Source organism: Halomonas sp., from assembly GCF_031581305.1.
In the GTDB taxonomy this organism is placed as follows: Bacteria; Pseudomonadota; Gammaproteobacteria; order Pseudomonadales; family Halomonadaceae; genus Halomonas.
Window position 1 is genome coordinate 1 of the sequence record NZ_JAVLBC010000076.1, and the last position, 14,094, is coordinate 14,094.

Sequence of the window (14,094 nt, forward strand, 5' to 3'; positions counted from 1 at the left end):
ACCGGACGAGACTCGAACTCGCGACCTCCGGCGTGACAGGCCGGCATTCTAACCAACTGAACTACCGGTCCGCGTGGTGGGTGATACCGGACTCGAACCAGTGACCCCCAGCATGTGAGGCTGGTGCTCTAACCAACTGAGCTAATCACCCACGCGTTACTGCAAAGCTGCTGCTGTCGTCATACCATAATGGCGGACCGGACGGGACTCGAACCCGCGACCTCCGGCGTGACAGGCCGGCATTCTAACCAACTGAACTACCGGTCCGCAACATACTTCTGTATCTGGGGGTTATTACTGAAAATGGCGGACCGGACGGGACTCGAACCCGCGACCTCCGGCGTGACAGGCCGGCATTCTAACCAACTGAACTACCGGTCCGCTGTACTCTTCCTGCGACATGATCGGGCATCGCCAAGGCGATGGTGGGTGGTACAGGGTTCGAACCTGTGACCCCCAGCTTGTAAGGCTGGTGCTCTCCCAGCTGAGCTAACCACCCCCGGTCACGTGGCGCTGCATTCTACAGGGGGCCCGGCCAATGTCAACGCTTTTCGCATCGCCCCCAGAGAACACCCGCGAGCAAAGAACCCCCGCCCATTCATCGACTTGCCTGCAGCGCAGGCCACGCAGGAGTTTCAGGCATGAGCCGTCATGAAGGCGACAATCATTTCTGCCCCTTCGTCGATCAACTCCGCTTGGGTCCTGCCCGAAACACGACGCGGTTTCCAGTCATGGTCACCGTCCTCGAGCCAGTGCAGCCGAGCAATGCGGGGAAGCTCATAGCCCGCCACCTGGTCGCGAGTCCCGAAGGGATCTCGACTGCCCTGCACCACCAGGGTCGGACACGCCAGCATCGGCCAGTGAGCGAGCCGAAGGCGCTCGGGCTTGCCGGGCGGATGGAAGGGGTAGCCGCACAGCACCAGACCGGGGGCACCGTCCCGAGCCGCCAGCTGACTGGCGACACGCCCGCCCATCGACTTGCCCCCCAGCCAGGGGGCAGGAAGATCCGGGTGCGACACGCTGTCGCACCAGCGAGCCAGCTCTTCGACCAGGCGGTCGACTCTCGGCGGCGGTCGCCGTTTACCTTCGCGACGCATCTGCTGCAAGTAAGCGAACTCGATGGCCAGTGTCTGAACCCCCACCCTGGCCAGCGCATCACGCAACCGTTGCAGAAAGGTTGAATCCTGGCCCACACCAGCACCGTGGGCCATCAGCAGCCGGCCCACACGGCACTCTCCACGCACTTCCAGAGGGCCGAGTCCCTCGATAGTCCAGCCACCGGACTCACCATCCCGCAGCAATCGCTGCAGGGTCCCGCGGTCGATGGGAAGCAAATCCCGACAAAAACGGTCTGACAATGTCAACCTCTTCGCGTTCATGAATCAACACATTGGCGTGTTCAGCTTGTCGCACGCCTGCGCTAGAATCAGCATTGGTTATAGACCTGCATCATCCTGCGGAGGTCGCCCCGAGGCAGAATGTCGCGGGCTACCCCCAAACCGCGTTCGATGGGAATCTGACATGAGCACAGCACTTGAACACCCGACCTACAACTACAAGGTAGTTCGGCAGTTCGCGATCATGACGGTGGTGTGGGGCATCGTGGGCATGACCCTCGGTGTCATCCTCGCTGCACAGCTCGTATGGCCGGAACTGAACCTGGGACTGCCTTGGACGAGCTTCGGCCGCCTGCGCCCCCTGCATACCAACGCCGTGATCTTCGCCTTCGGCGGCTCGGCACTGTTCGCCACCTCCTACTACGTGGTGCAGCGGACATGCCAGACCCGACTGTTCAGCGACAAGCTGGCCGCTTTCACCTTCTGGGGCTGGCAGGCGGTGATCCTCTCGGCGGTGATCACGCTGCCGCTGGGCATGACGACCACCAAGGAGTACGCCGAACTGGAATGGCCGATCAATATCCTGATCGCCGTCGTCTGGATCAGCTATGCCATTGTCTTTCTGGGCACCATCAAGCTGCGCAAGACCTCCCACATCTACGTGGCCAACTGGTTCTTCGCCGCCTTCATCCTGACTGTGGCGGTGCTGCATATCGTCAACAACGCGGCCATTCCGGTCACCCCCATGTACTCCACCTCCATCTACGCCGGCACCATCGACGCCATGGTGCAGTGGTGGTATGGCCATAATGCAGTGGGCTTCTTCCTGACTGCCGGCTTTCTGGGGATGATGTACTACTTCGTGCCCAAGCAGGCCGAACGCCCCGTCTACTCCTATCGCCTGTCCATCGTCCACTTCTGGGCGCTGATCATGGTCTACATGTGGGCCGGCCCGCACCACCTGCACTACACCGCCCTGCCCAACTGGGCCCAGTCGCTGGGCATGATCATGTCCATCATCCTGCTGGCCCCCTCCTGGGGCGGCATGATCAACGGCATGATGACCCTCTCGGGTGCCTGGCATAAGCTGCGGACCGACCCGACCCTGCGCTTTTTGGTAGTGGCCCTCTCCTTTTACGGCATGTCCACCTTCGAGGGGCCAATGATGGCGGTGAAGACCGTCAATGCGCTGTCCCACTACACCGACTGGACCATCGGGCACGTGCATGCCGGCGCTCTGGGCTGGGTGGCAATGATCACCATCGGCTCCATGTACCACCTGATCCCGCGCCTCTTCGGACGCACCGAGATGCACTCGGTGAACCTGATCGCCGTGCACTTCTGGCTGGCCACGATCGGTACCGTGCTCTATATCGCGGCCATGTGGGTCAACGGTATCCTGCAGGGCCTGATGTGGCGCGCCATCAATCCCGACGGCACTCTGATGTACACCTTCGTCGAATCCGTGGAGGCCAGTGGCCCGGGCTATATCGTGCGCCTGATCGGCGGCCTGTGCTGGGTGACAGGCATGCTGATCATGGCCTTCAACGTCTTCATGACTGTCCGGCGCGGCGAAGGCGCCCGTCAACCGATTCCGCAGACTGCCTGAGCCAACGGGGAAACCGACACCAATGAGACACGAGATCGTCGAAAAGAACGTCGGCCTGCTTGCCGTACTGATCCTGGTGGTGATCAGCTTCGGCGGCATGGCCGAGGTCGTGCCACTGTTCTTCCAGAAACAGACGACCGAACCCGTCGAGGGGCTCGAGCCGCTCTCCGCGCTGGAGCTGGAAGGCCGCGGCATCTATCGCCGCGAGGGCTGCGTCGGCTGTCACTCACAGATGGTTCGCCCCTTCCGCGCCGAAACCGAACGCTATGGCCACTACAGCGTGGCCGGCGAGTCGGTCTACGACCACAACTTCCTGTGGGGGTCCAAGCGCACCGGGCCGGATCTGGCCCGGGTCGGTGGGCGCTACAGCGACGACTGGCACCGCGCCCACCTTTACAATCCGCGCGACGTGGTCCCGGAGTCGGTCATGCCCGCTTATCCGTGGCTGTTCGAGAACACCCTCGATGGCGAGGACACGCCGAAGAAGATGCGCGCCCTACGGGCCCTCGGTGTGCCCTATACCGACGAGCAGATCGAGAACGCCGGTAGCGAGGTGCGCGGTGTGCAGGAGATCACCGCACTGATCGCCTATCTGCAACAGCTTGGCACCGTGCTCGAGGGCACACGCTGACTATGGATACTGGAACCTTCCGTGGCATCATCACGGGCATCCTGATCATCGCCTTCATCGGGCTCACCCTGTGGGCCTATTCGAAGCGGCGCACCAAGGACTTCAACGAGGCGAAGAACCTGCCCTTCGCCGACGAGGATGATGCACCAGCGAACCGTGACACGAGCGCCTCGCGCGAGGCCGATTCCCGTCATGACAGGGGAGACAAGAACACATGAACTATTTATGGGGTGACTCCCTTTCCGGCTTCTGGAGCGCCTGGATCATTGTCATCACGCTGGGCTCCATCGGGATTGCCTTCTGGCTGCTCTATGCCAACCGCAAGACCGACAAGACCCCCGATGCCGAAGGCAACGTCGAGACCACCGGCCATGCCGCCGATGGCATCGAGGAGTATGACAATCCGCTGCCGCGCTGGTGGTTGCAGCTCTATATCGGCACCATCGTCTTTTCTCTCGGCTATCTGGTGCTCTATCCGGGCCTCGGCAACTTCGCCGGCGTTCTGGGCTGGACCCAGGAGAACCAGTGGGAGGAGGAAGTGGCACGCGCCGAGGAGCGCTTCGCACCGATCTTCGCCCAGTATCAGGAGATCCCGATCCCGGAACTGGCAAAGGACGGCGAGGCCATGCAGGTCGCCGAGCGCATCTACCTCAACAACTGCGCGGTCTGCCATGGCTCGGGCGCCCAGGGCGGCTACGGCTTCCCCAACCTGACCGACGATGCCTGGCTGTATGGCGGTGCGCCGGAGAATATCGTCCAGACCCTCACCAACGGGCGTAACGGCCTGATGCCGTCCTGGCAGCAGTTGGGCAGCGAGAACATCGAGAATGTCACCCAGCACGTGCTGTCGCTCTCCGGCAATACCGAGGACCAGGAACGCGCCAAGCAGGGTGCGGCGACCTTTGCCTCGGTGTGTGCGGCCTGCCATATGCCCGACGGCACCGGTAACCAGGCCCTGGGCGCGCCCAACCTGACCGATGATGCATGGCTCTATCGGGCACCCGGCCAGTCACTGGCCGACTCGGTGCGCCAGACACTGCGCAACGGCCGCAACGGCCATATGCCGGCCCAGGCCGCCTACATCGGCGAGGACAAGGTCCACCTCGTCGCTGCCTATGTCTATAGCCTACGCTTCAAGGACTGAGACGAGCACCACAGACTTGAAAGGGTGCGGCCTCCGGTCGCACCCTTTCTCGTTGTGAGCCCACCCCGATACAATATGGCCCATACCAGCGGCCCTTCGGCCCTGCCCTCCTTGCCAGCCGTGAGCCTGCCATGAGCGAGAAGATCCCGACCCGCGATGTCACCCCGGATCCTGTGGAGCATCACACACCGCAGCAAGCGGTTACCCAGCAGATGTACGCCAGCCGACGCCACATCTACGTGCGCGAGATCAAGGGCTTCTTTCAGCGCCTGCGCCGCGCATCCAACTGGGCCCTGATGCTGGCCTTCTTCCTGTTGCCCTGGGTACCCTGGGGGGACAGGCCGGCGATCTGGTTCGATCTTCCCGGCCGCGAGTTCCACATCTTTTCGGCCACCTTCTACCCCCAGGAGTTCATGCTGCTCTCCTGGCTGCTGATCATCTGCGCCTTCGGCCTGTTCTTCATCACGGTGTTCGCCGGTCGCGTCTGGTGCGGCTATACCTGCCCGCAGAGCGTCTGGACCTTCCTGTTCATCTGGGTCGAACATCGCCTGGAGGGGTCGCGCAACCGCCGAATCAAGCTCGACAAGCAGCCGATGGACCGCGACAAACTGTGGCGCAAGTCGGCCAAGCACGCCATCTGGCTGCTGATTGCGCTGGCCACCGGCGTCACCTTCGTCGGCTACTTCACGCCCATCCGCGACCTGGTGGTGGAGCTACCCACCCTCGAGGCCCACGGCTGGTCCTACTTCTGGGTCGGCTTCTTTACGGTCTTCACCTACCTCAATGCCGGCTGGCTGCGTGAACAGGTGTGCATCTACATGTGCCCCTATGCGCGCTTCCAGTCGGTGATGTTCGACCGTAATACCCTGATCGTCTCCTACGACGCGGCCCGCGGTGAGCCTCGCGGCCCGCGCAAGAAGAGCCTCAGCCACGAGGAGGCTCATGCCGCCGGCCACGGCGACTGCATCGACTGCGATCTCTGCGTGCAGGTCTGCCCCACCGGCATCGATATCCGCGATGGTCTGCAGTACGAATGCATCACCTGCGCGGCCTGCATCGATGCCTGTGACAGCGTGATGGACAAGATGGGCTACCCCCGCGGACTGGTCCGCTACACCACCGAAAACGCCCTGGAAGGCAAGCCGACGCACATCCTGCGGCCACGTCTGATGGGCTACCTGGCCGCTCTGCTGGTGATGATCAGCGTCTTCGCCTGGGCGGTCGCGGACCGCACGCCGCTGGGACTCGACGTGGAACGTGATCGCAATCAGCTGTTCCAGATCACCCGAGACGGACGCATCAGCAACGTGTATACCCTGACGGTGCGCAATCTCGACAATCAGGCGCATGACTACCGCTTGGAGGCATCAGGCCTTCCCGGCCTGACGCTCGATACCCATGAGGTCAGCGTGCCCGCCAGCGATTCGCGCCAACTGGTGATCCAGGCCAGCGTGCCTCCCGAGGCCATCGACCGGCCCAGCGCCGAAATCATGCTACGGCTGGAGGCCCTGAATGCCGACATTGCCGTTGAACGCGACATCCGTTTCGTAGGAGAGACCCGCTGAATGAGCGCGGAACACGAGAACATCCCACCGTGGTACAAGCAGTTCTGGCCCTGGTTCCTGATCGGCCTGCTGGCCTCCTCGATCACCTTCAGCTTGATCTACCTGACGCTGTCGATCCGCTACTATGACGGGTCGGTGGGCGATGATTACTACAAGGAGGGCCTGGCCATCAATGAGCAGCTGGCCAAGCAGGAGCTTGCGAAGACGCTGGGCCTCGAGGCAATGATGCGCGCCGATGATCGCACCGGCGACATCGTCGTCGACCTGCAGGGAGAGCGACGTCCGGAGCGTCTGCATCTTGCGCTGATCTTTCCCACCGACAGTGACCGTGACCGCTCGCTCAGCCTCGAGCATGTCCGCAACGGGCGTTATGTAGGCATGATCGACGAGCCGCTGCACTATCGCTGGTACCTGCAGCTGCAGCCCTCCGAGGGGCAGGACGCCGAATGGCGCCTGACCGGCGAGGCCCGATTCCCCAGCGACGACGAGGTCACCCTGACGCCGGGCCTCTAGCGCCTCCGACGAGACATCATGCCCCAACTCCTCGAGACGCCAGACGCAGTCAACGCGTGCTACCACTGTGGCAACCCGGTGCCGACAGATGCCCCCTGGTCGATCACACTGGACGAGGTGCGCCATCCGCTCTGCTGCCCCGGCTGCGAGGCCGTGGCCCATGCCATCGTCGACGGCGGCCTGGCGAGCTACTACCGCTTCCGCACCGAGCTGCCCGAACGACCTGACGACCGCCAGGCGGCCAAGGCCGAGACCTGGGCGGTCTTCGACGATCCAGGGCTGCAGGCACGCTTCGTGCACTCCGACAAGGACGACGGGTCGGTGCATGCCACGCTCGCCGTGGACGGCATCACCTGCGCTGCCTGTGCCTGGTTGATCGAGCACCGCCTCAACGCGCTGGACGGCATCACCGCCAGCGCCGTCAACCTTTCCCACCATCGCCTGCGAGTCAGCTGGGATCCCCAGCGAGTTGCCCTATCGCGGATCCTGGCCGAAATGGCCGGCATTGGCTATCCGGCCCAGCCCTGGGAACCCGATGCGGCGCAGCAACGCCTGCAGCATGAGGAGCGTATGAACGTGCGCCGTCTGATCGTCGCCGCCGTGGGGATGATGCAGGTAATGATGTTTTCGATCCCCATCTACGTGTCCGGTCCCGACGAAATCAGTGCCGACTTCCTCGCTCTCTTTCACTGGCTCTCCTTTGCGCTAGCAACGCCGGTGGTGCTGTTCTCGGCCCAGCCCTTCTTCCGCAACGCCCTGCGCGACCTCCGGACGCGGGTACTGGGTATGGACGTGACGGTGTCGCTGGCCATCGGCGGTGCCTACCTGGCCAGCGGCTATGCGGTGATCGCCGGCCACGGCGACGTCTATTTCGACTCGGCGGCCATGTTCACCTTCTTCCTGCTCTTCGGCCGCTATGTGGAGGGCCGGGCCCGACGCCGCAGCGGGCACAGCGGCAATGCCCTTTCCGGCGCCCTGCCCCTCTCGGCGATTCGCCTCACCGATGAGGGCGAGGAGCGCATCCTGCCCGCCACCGAGCTCACCACGGGCGACCGGGTGCTGGTCAAGCCCGGCCATGGCGTGCCGGCCGACGGGGTGATCGAGTCAGGCGAGTCGAGCCTCGACGAATCCATGCTCACTGGGGAGTACCTGCCGGTGACTCGCGGGGTCGGCGAGCGCGTGACCGGCGGCAGCCAGAACATCGAGAGTCCCTTGACGGTATGCGTCACCCACGCCGGCGCCGATGCCCGAGTTGCCAGCATCATCGACCTTACCGACCGCGCCTTCGCCAGCCGGCCACGAATCGCCCAACTGGCGGCACGCATGGCGCACCACTTCGTGCTCCAGGTATTGCTGATCTCCTTCGGGGTGGCCGTTGCCTGGTGGTTTATCGACCCCGACCGGGTGCTCTGGGTCACGTTGTCGGTGCTGGTAGTCACCTGTCCCTGCGCCCTGGCCCTGGCCACCCCCACGGCCTTGACCGCCGGTCATGGCCGCCTGCATCGCCGCGGCGTGCTGATCACCCGTGCCGACGCCCTGGAGACACTGTCGCAGCTCGACCGGGTGGTCTTCGACAAGACCGGGACCCTGACCAGCGGCGAAATGAGTCTGGTCGAGACCCGCCTGATCGGTGAACCGGACGACGCGCTCGACGAGGACCGAGTACGCAGCGTGGCCGCCGCCCTGGAGGCGCAGTCGGAACACCCCATCGCGCGGGCCTTCCGTCCCTTCCGTGACGTCAGCGTCACGGCCGTCGACGTCCTAAGCCGCCCTGGACAAGGCCTGGAGGGCAGGATCGACCATGGCCGCTGGCGGCTCGGCAAGCCCGAGTTCGCCATCCCCGAGGATCCCCCTTCCCTGCCCGGCGACGGGCAGTGGCTCCTGTTGGCCGAAGAGGGTCAACCACGGGCCTGGTTCGCCCTCAACGACCGCATACGGGAGGATGCTCGGGAAACGGTCAAGACCCTGCAGGCGCGTGGCCTGGCGGTGGAGTTGCTCTCCGGGGACACCTCCTCGGCCGTCGCGGACATGGCCCGACGCCTGGGCATCGACACCTGGAAGGCGGCTGCCACCCCAGAGGACAAGCTCGCCCGTCTCCAGGCCTTGCAGGCCAGCGGCGAGCGGGTCGCGATGGTCGGTGATGGCATCAACGATGTGCCGGTACTGGCCGGCGCCGACGTGGCGATCGCCATGAACAGCGCCACCGACCTGGCACGCACCCGCGCCGATGCCGTCTTGCTCGGCCCGCGCCTGGGGCGTATCGTCGAGGCCATCGAGACAAGCCGCGCCACTCGACGAATCATCCGCCAGAACTTGGCCTGGTCGCTGGTCTACAACGTCTCGGCGCTGCCCCTGGCGGCAATGGGGTTCGTGCCGCCCTGGCTGGCGGCCATCGGCATGTCGGCAAGTTCACTGGTCGTCGTCGGCAATGCCCTCCGCCTCAACCGAGACACCCCCTCGCGACTGGTCGACAACGACGCCCCGAGACTGGTGAACGCATGAGCATCCTCTACCTGCTGATCCCCCTCTCGCTGATCCTGTTGGGACTGGCCGTCTGGGCCTTCTTCTGGGCCGTCAAGCACGACCAGTTCGAGGACCTGGAGGGCCCCGCCTACCGCATTCTCTTCGACGAGGATGAAAACGACCGCCCGAAGGACGACCGGCAGAACCCCGGACGGGACGCTGCAGGCGACGACGAGACACGCCGAACCTGATGGATCCCACCGGCCTCGACCTGCCGCCGCTTGCCGCCGCCTTCGTCTTCGGCCTGCTCGGTGGTGCCCACTGCATCGGCATGTGTGGCGGCATCATGAGCGCCCTCACCTTCGCCGTTCCGCCCAGCATGCGAAGCCCGGCACGCCTGACAGGACTGCTGCTCGGCTACAACCTGGGCCGGATCATCAGCTACATGGTGGCCGGCGCGCTGGTGGCAGGACTCGGCACGCTGGTTGCTCTCACCCCCGAGGCACGTCTGGCCCTGCAGGTCCTGGCAGCGGTGATGCTGATCCTGATGGCGCTCTACATCGCCGACTGGTGGAAAGGACTCCTCCGCGTCGAGGCCGTGGGACGACGACTCTGGAAGCACCTCGAGCCGCTCGGCCGCCGACTGATGCCCGTGGTCAAGGTGCCTCAGGCCGTGGCCCTCGGGGCGGTCTGGGGGTGGCTTCCCTGCGGACTGGTCTACTCCATGCTCGCCTGGAGCCTGGCGATCGCCGACCCCTGGTACGGCGCCGCCCTGATGGGCGCCTTCGGTCTCGGCACCCTGCCGGCCCTGCTGGCTACCGGGCTGGCCGCCCGTCAGCTCGGCGCTCTGATCCGCCACCGCGCCACGCGCAGCGTCGCGGCACTGTCGATCATCGCCTTTGCCCTCTGGCAGCTGTGGACGCTGCTGCCCGTCTCGGCGGGCCACTAACCGCCTGCGTGAATCCCAAAACTATTACAGATCTATCTGTCGCTCGAGGCTGATCCGGCGATAGCTCCTGCAAGAATTCCGCTTCGCTTGACACAGCTCAACGCGACCCCCGGCGCCCGGCGCTAGTATGAAGTCACGTTCAACCCCCGGAGTGCCGCCCATGTCCGCTCGAGCCGCCGTCGACGCCCGCCCCCGCGGTACTGCCCTGCGCGACGCGGGCGTGCTTCGCCGTCATGGTGCTGGCGGGCCGCGCTACGCCAGCTATCCCCGTGCCGATAGCTTCACCACGGCGTTCTCGGAAGAGGACTTCACGGCTGCGCTGGCGCGCAGCAACGCCAGCGGACAGGGCCTGTCGCTCTATGTGCACGTGCCTTTCTGCCGCCATAGCTGCCACCACTGTGCCTGCACTCGGGTCACCGCGGAGAGCCCCCGGCGCGCCGAGTCCTACCTGTCGCGGCTCGACCGAGAGATGGTACTGACCTCGCAGCACCTGGAGGGCTCACGGGAGATCACGCAGCTGCACTGGGGCGGCGGTACCCCGACCTTCCTGACCCTGAACCAGATGAGCGACCTGATTGACCGGCTCGATGCGCGCTTCGGGCTGTCAGGCTCGCGCCACCGCGACTACAGCATCAAGGTCGACCCCCGGGACGCCGATGTCTTCACTCTGCGTCATCTCCAGGCCCTGGGCTTCAACCGCCTGAGCCTGTCGGTTCTGGACCTGGACCCGCGGGTCCAGCGCGCCATCAACCGCTACCAACCCCGGGTGCTCACCGAACAGCTGATCGACGAGGCCCACCGGTTAGGCTTTCGCTCCCTGGGACTGGAACTGATGCATGGCCTGCCCGGCCAGACGCGAGAGAGTTTTGCCGAGACCCTCGAGCAGGTTATCGCCATGGCTCCGGCCCGCCTCTCGCTGTTCCACTATGCCCACCGGCCCGAGCGCTTCACGGCCCAGCGCCGAATCCGGGCCGAGGAACTGCCGCCGACGACAGAGCAGCTGGCCATCCTCGACACCGCCCTCTCGATGCTGGCCGATGCCGGCTACGTGCACATCGGTATGGAGGTCTTCGCCCGTCCGGACGACCCGCTCGCCAAGGCTCAAGCCCGGGGTCGGCTGTCGCGCAGCCTGAACGGCTACAGCGCGCTTGCCCCCTGTGACCACCTGGGTCTTGGCGTGGGCGCCCTCAGCCGGCTAGGCGGCATCGCCGCCCGCAACCCCATGACCCTGAGCGACTACGAAACGCGACTCGATGCCAGCCAGCTGCCGGTAGAACGCGGCCTGCGACTGACCGATGACGACCGCCTGCGGGCCCACGCCATCGAGCACCTGATGTGCGACATGCGCCTGGACCTGGACGACCTGGGGCAGGCCTTCGACCTGGATGCCGGCATGCACCTTGCCGATGCCCTCGCCCGGCTGGCGCCGGCCGAGCGGGACGGTCTGGTGAAGCGGCACGGCCAGCGTCTCGAGGTCACACCGGGGGGGAGGCTGCTCGTCCACCGCCTGGCCGCGACCTTCGACGCGCGTGCCCCCTGACCGGTACGATGCAGGGTATCGCCCGTTTGCGCGGGGGAAGTACCTCCCAAGGGGTGCTTTGCCGGTGGACGACAATCCTCCATACTGTGACCAGAGTCATCATTCATGGAGGAAAGCATGCCCGACACCGCGACTGGCAGGCGCCGTTCACTGCTGAACGAGGCCCGCTGCCAGACATGCAGCTTGAGTTCGCTCTGCCTGCCCCTGGCGCTCGAGGTCAAGGACATGGACCAGTTCGACGCCATCATCCGGCGCCGGGCGCCGCTGAAGAAAGGCGAGTCGCTGTTCCGCCAAGGCAGCCCCTTCACCAGTGTCTTCGCGGTGCGCTCCGGCAGCCTCAAGCAGGTGACCACCGAAGGCAGTGGTGAGGACCAGCTGACCAACTTCTACTTGCCCAGCGAACTGGTGGGACTGGACGGCATCGACGAGGAGCGCTATCCCGGCACGGTCGTTGCTCTGGAGACCACCACGGTGTGCGAAATTCCCTTCGACCGGCTCGACGCCCTCTCTGAGTCGCTGCCCGAACTCCGTGGCCAGCTTTACCGCAGCATGAGCAAAGAGATGCGAGACGACCGCCGCATGATGCGCCTGCTCTCGCGCAAGACCGCCGATCAGCGTCTGGCCTCCTTCTTCACCGGCCTTTCCGACCGCTTCCGCCGTCGCGGCTACTCCCCCTACAGCTTCCGGCTCTCCATGTCCCGGGCGGACATCGGCAACTACCTGGGGCTGGCCGTGGAGACCGTTAGCCGCATCCTGGGCCGCTTCCAATCACAGGGACTGGTGGCCGTCTCAGGCCGCGAGGTCAATATCCTCGACCTGGAAGCGCTGATCGAAGTGGCCGAGGAGGAGGGCGTGCACTAAAGCTCGAAGCTCGAAGCTCGAAGCTCGAAGCTCGAAGCTCGAAGCTCGAAGCTCGAAGCTCGAAGCCAGCCTGAATCGAATCGCCCCCGTGACAAGGTCACGGGGGCGATTGTCTTGCCGCTTACGGCGTAACGCTTACAGCTCCTGATGGATATCGATCCGGTCGGCCTGTCTCTGCGCCTGCTTCTCCTCGAGGCCGGCGAAGTCGAAGAGCGCACGGTCGGCCAGCTGCGAGGGCGCCACATTAGTGACCGCCTTGAACATGCTCTCGAGACGGCCGGGATGGGTCTTCTCCCATTCGGCCAACATCTCCTTGACCACCTGGCGCTGCAGGTTGGGCTGGGAGCCGCAGAGGTTGCAGGGAATGATCGGGAAGTCCATCAGCTGGGCAAACTCGGCGATATCCGCTTCCCGGCAGTAGGCCAGCGGGCGAATGACCATATTCCGGCCATCGTCGGAGAGCAGCTTGGGTGGCATCGCCTTGAGGCTGCCGCCGAAAAACATGTTGAGGAACAGCGTCTCGAGGATGTCCTCGCGGTGGTGCCCCAGCGCCACCTTGGTGGCACCGATCTCTTCCGCGAAGCCGTAGAGCGAGCCCCGCCGCAGTCGTGAGCAGAGGGCACAGGTGGTCTTGCCCTCGGGCGTCTTCTCCTTGACTACCGAGTAGGTGTCACGCTCGAGGATATGGTACTCGACGCCGATGCCCTCCAAGTATTCGGGCAGCACATGCTCCGGAAAACCGGGCTGCTTCTGATCGAGGTTCACCGCCACCAGCGAGAAAGCCACCGGGGCGTTGCGCTGCAGGTTGCGCAGGATCTCCAGCAGCGTGTAGCTGTCCTTGCCCCCGGACAGGCAGACCATTACCCGGTCACCCTCATGGATCATCCCGTAATCGATGATCGCATTGCCCACCTGGCGGCGCAGGCGCTTCTGGAGCTTGTTGAACTCGCGCCTGCCTCGCGCATCGAGCTCCTCGAGGGTCGACGCGGACTTACTGGAAGGGGGGCCAGCGTGTATGGCGGCGTCACGGGGGGTGAACATCAGGGCGTCTTGCATGGTCTCGGGCACTGCCTGGGCGGCTGGAAATGACGGGCGCCATCTTACCACCCTCGCCATGGCCAGGCGAAGCGCACCCGATCAGCAGAACCGCGCCGCCAGCATGGGACCACGCGCCAGGCGAAGGTGAATCAAGGCCGTGGTGACGGCGTCGCCCAGGGCGGTATGGCGGCCCATGACCGGCACCCCCAGGCGTTCGGCCACCTGCTCGAAGCGCGGCCGGATATCCAGCTCGGGATGGCTACGGCGCAGCTGGCGCTGGTAGGTCTGCGCCACGTCAATGCCGGCATTGGGCAAGTTGAAGCCGAAGAGGGGGCGCAAATAGCGGTTGAGCATCGCCAAGTCGAAGTCCAGGTACCAGCCGACCAGCGGTCGATTGCCGACGAAGTCCAGGAACCGAGTTAGGGCCTCCTCGATGCCCGCCCC

Annotated in this window: 14 protein-coding genes and 4 tRNA genes; 11 read left to right on the forward strand and 7 right to left on the reverse strand. The window is 64.9% G+C overall.

Going from position 1 to position 14,094, the window contains the following annotated elements:
- Positions 1–74: 74 nt before the first annotated feature.
- From RI841_RS08150 to RI841_RS08170, 5 genes are all read right to left on the reverse strand, one after another.
- Positions 75–151, reverse strand: a tRNA-Val gene (locus RI841_RS08150).
- Between the two features lie 39 nt (positions 152–190).
- Positions 191–267 (reverse strand) — tRNA-Asp (locus RI841_RS08155).
- A gap of 37 nt (positions 268–304) precedes the next feature.
- Positions 305–381, reverse strand: a tRNA-Asp gene (locus RI841_RS08160).
- A gap of 42 nt (positions 382–423) precedes the next feature.
- Positions 424–499 (reverse strand) — tRNA-Val (locus RI841_RS08165).
- Between the two features lie 136 nt (positions 500–635).
- The gene (locus RI841_RS08170) at positions 636–1,358 is read right to left on the reverse strand and encodes an alpha/beta family hydrolase (protein ID WP_310705097.1); all 723 of its coding nucleotides are present in this window, start codon (positions 1,356–1,358) and stop codon (positions 636–638) included.
- Positions 1,359–1,521: 163 nt separating this feature from the next.
- Between RI841_RS08170 and ccoN the strand changes: the two genes are divergently transcribed.
- The 11 genes from ccoN (at position 1,522) to fnr (ending at position 12,612) form a co-directional block, all read left to right on the forward strand.
- Complete coding sequence (gene ccoN / locus RI841_RS08175) at positions 1,522–2,946, forward strand: cytochrome-c oxidase, cbb3-type subunit I (protein WP_310705098.1); 1,425 nt, start codon at positions 1,522–1,524, stop codon at positions 2,944–2,946.
- 22 nt (positions 2,947–2,968) lie between these two features.
- Positions 2,969–3,577, forward strand: a complete 609-nt coding sequence (ccoO, locus tag RI841_RS08180) for a cytochrome-c oxidase, cbb3-type subunit II (RefSeq protein ID WP_310705099.1) — start codon at positions 2,969–2,971, stop codon at positions 3,575–3,577.
- Between the two features lie 2 nt (positions 3,578–3,579).
- Positions 3,580–3,795 carry a cbb3-type cytochrome c oxidase subunit 3 gene (locus RI841_RS08185; protein WP_310705100.1) on the forward strand — a complete coding sequence of 72 codons (216 nt, stop codon included), beginning with the start codon at positions 3,580–3,582 and terminating at the stop codon, positions 3,793–3,795.
- Positions 3,792–4,721 carry a cytochrome-c oxidase, cbb3-type subunit III gene (gene ccoP, locus RI841_RS08190; protein ID WP_310705101.1) on the forward strand — a complete coding sequence of 310 codons (930 nt, stop codon included), beginning with the start codon at positions 3,792–3,794 and terminating at the stop codon, positions 4,719–4,721. The genes RI841_RS08185 and ccoP overlap by 4 nt, the downstream gene beginning before the upstream one ends.
- A 131-nt stretch (positions 4,722–4,852) precedes the next feature.
- The gene (ccoG, locus tag RI841_RS08195) at positions 4,853–6,286 is read left to right on the forward strand and encodes a cytochrome c oxidase accessory protein CcoG (RefSeq protein ID WP_310705102.1); all 1,434 of its coding nucleotides are present in this window, start codon (positions 4,853–4,855) and stop codon (positions 6,284–6,286) included.
- On the forward strand, positions 6,287–6,799 hold the full coding sequence (locus RI841_RS08200) for a FixH family protein (protein ID WP_310705103.1): 513 nt from the start codon (positions 6,287–6,289) through the stop codon (positions 6,797–6,799).
- Positions 6,800–6,817: 18 nt separating this feature from the next.
- Positions 6,818–9,301 carry a heavy metal translocating P-type ATPase gene (locus tag RI841_RS08205; protein WP_310705104.1) on the forward strand — a complete coding sequence of 828 codons (2,484 nt, stop codon included), beginning with the start codon at positions 6,818–6,820 and terminating at the stop codon, positions 9,299–9,301.
- Entirely contained in the window at positions 9,298–9,513 is a 216-nt protein-coding gene (ccoS, locus tag RI841_RS08210; protein WP_310705105.1) for a cbb3-type cytochrome oxidase assembly protein CcoS, read from the forward strand. Before RI841_RS08205 ends, ccoS begins: the two co-directional genes overlap by 4 nt.
- Positions 9,513–10,211 carry a sulfite exporter TauE/SafE family protein gene (locus tag RI841_RS08215; RefSeq protein ID WP_310705106.1) on the forward strand — a complete coding sequence of 233 codons (699 nt, stop codon included), beginning with the start codon at positions 9,513–9,515 and terminating at the stop codon, positions 10,209–10,211. The genes ccoS and RI841_RS08215 overlap by 1 nt, the downstream gene beginning before the upstream one ends.
- Positions 10,212–10,371: 160 nt before the next feature.
- Positions 10,372–11,751: an oxygen-independent coproporphyrinogen III oxidase gene (gene hemN, locus RI841_RS08220; protein WP_310705107.1), complete on the forward strand. Its 1,380-nt coding sequence runs from the start codon at positions 10,372–10,374 to the stop codon at positions 11,749–11,751.
- Between the two features lie 117 nt (positions 11,752–11,868).
- Positions 11,869–12,612, forward strand: a complete 744-nt coding sequence (gene fnr / locus RI841_RS08225; protein ID WP_310705108.1) for a fumarate/nitrate reduction transcriptional regulator Fnr — start codon at positions 11,869–11,871, stop codon at positions 12,610–12,612.
- Between the two features lie 135 nt (positions 12,613–12,747).
- Here fnr and ttcA read toward each other — a convergent pair whose 3' ends face one another.
- A complete protein-coding gene (gene ttcA / locus RI841_RS08230; RefSeq protein WP_310705109.1) occupies positions 12,748–13,653 on the reverse strand; it encodes a tRNA 2-thiocytidine(32) synthetase TtcA in 906 nt (301 codons plus the stop codon).
- 96 nt (positions 13,654–13,749) lie between these two features.
- Positions 13,750–14,094: exonuclease domain-containing protein (locus RI841_RS08235; protein ID WP_405000926.1), on the reverse strand; the 345-nt coding region annotated here is incomplete at its 5' end.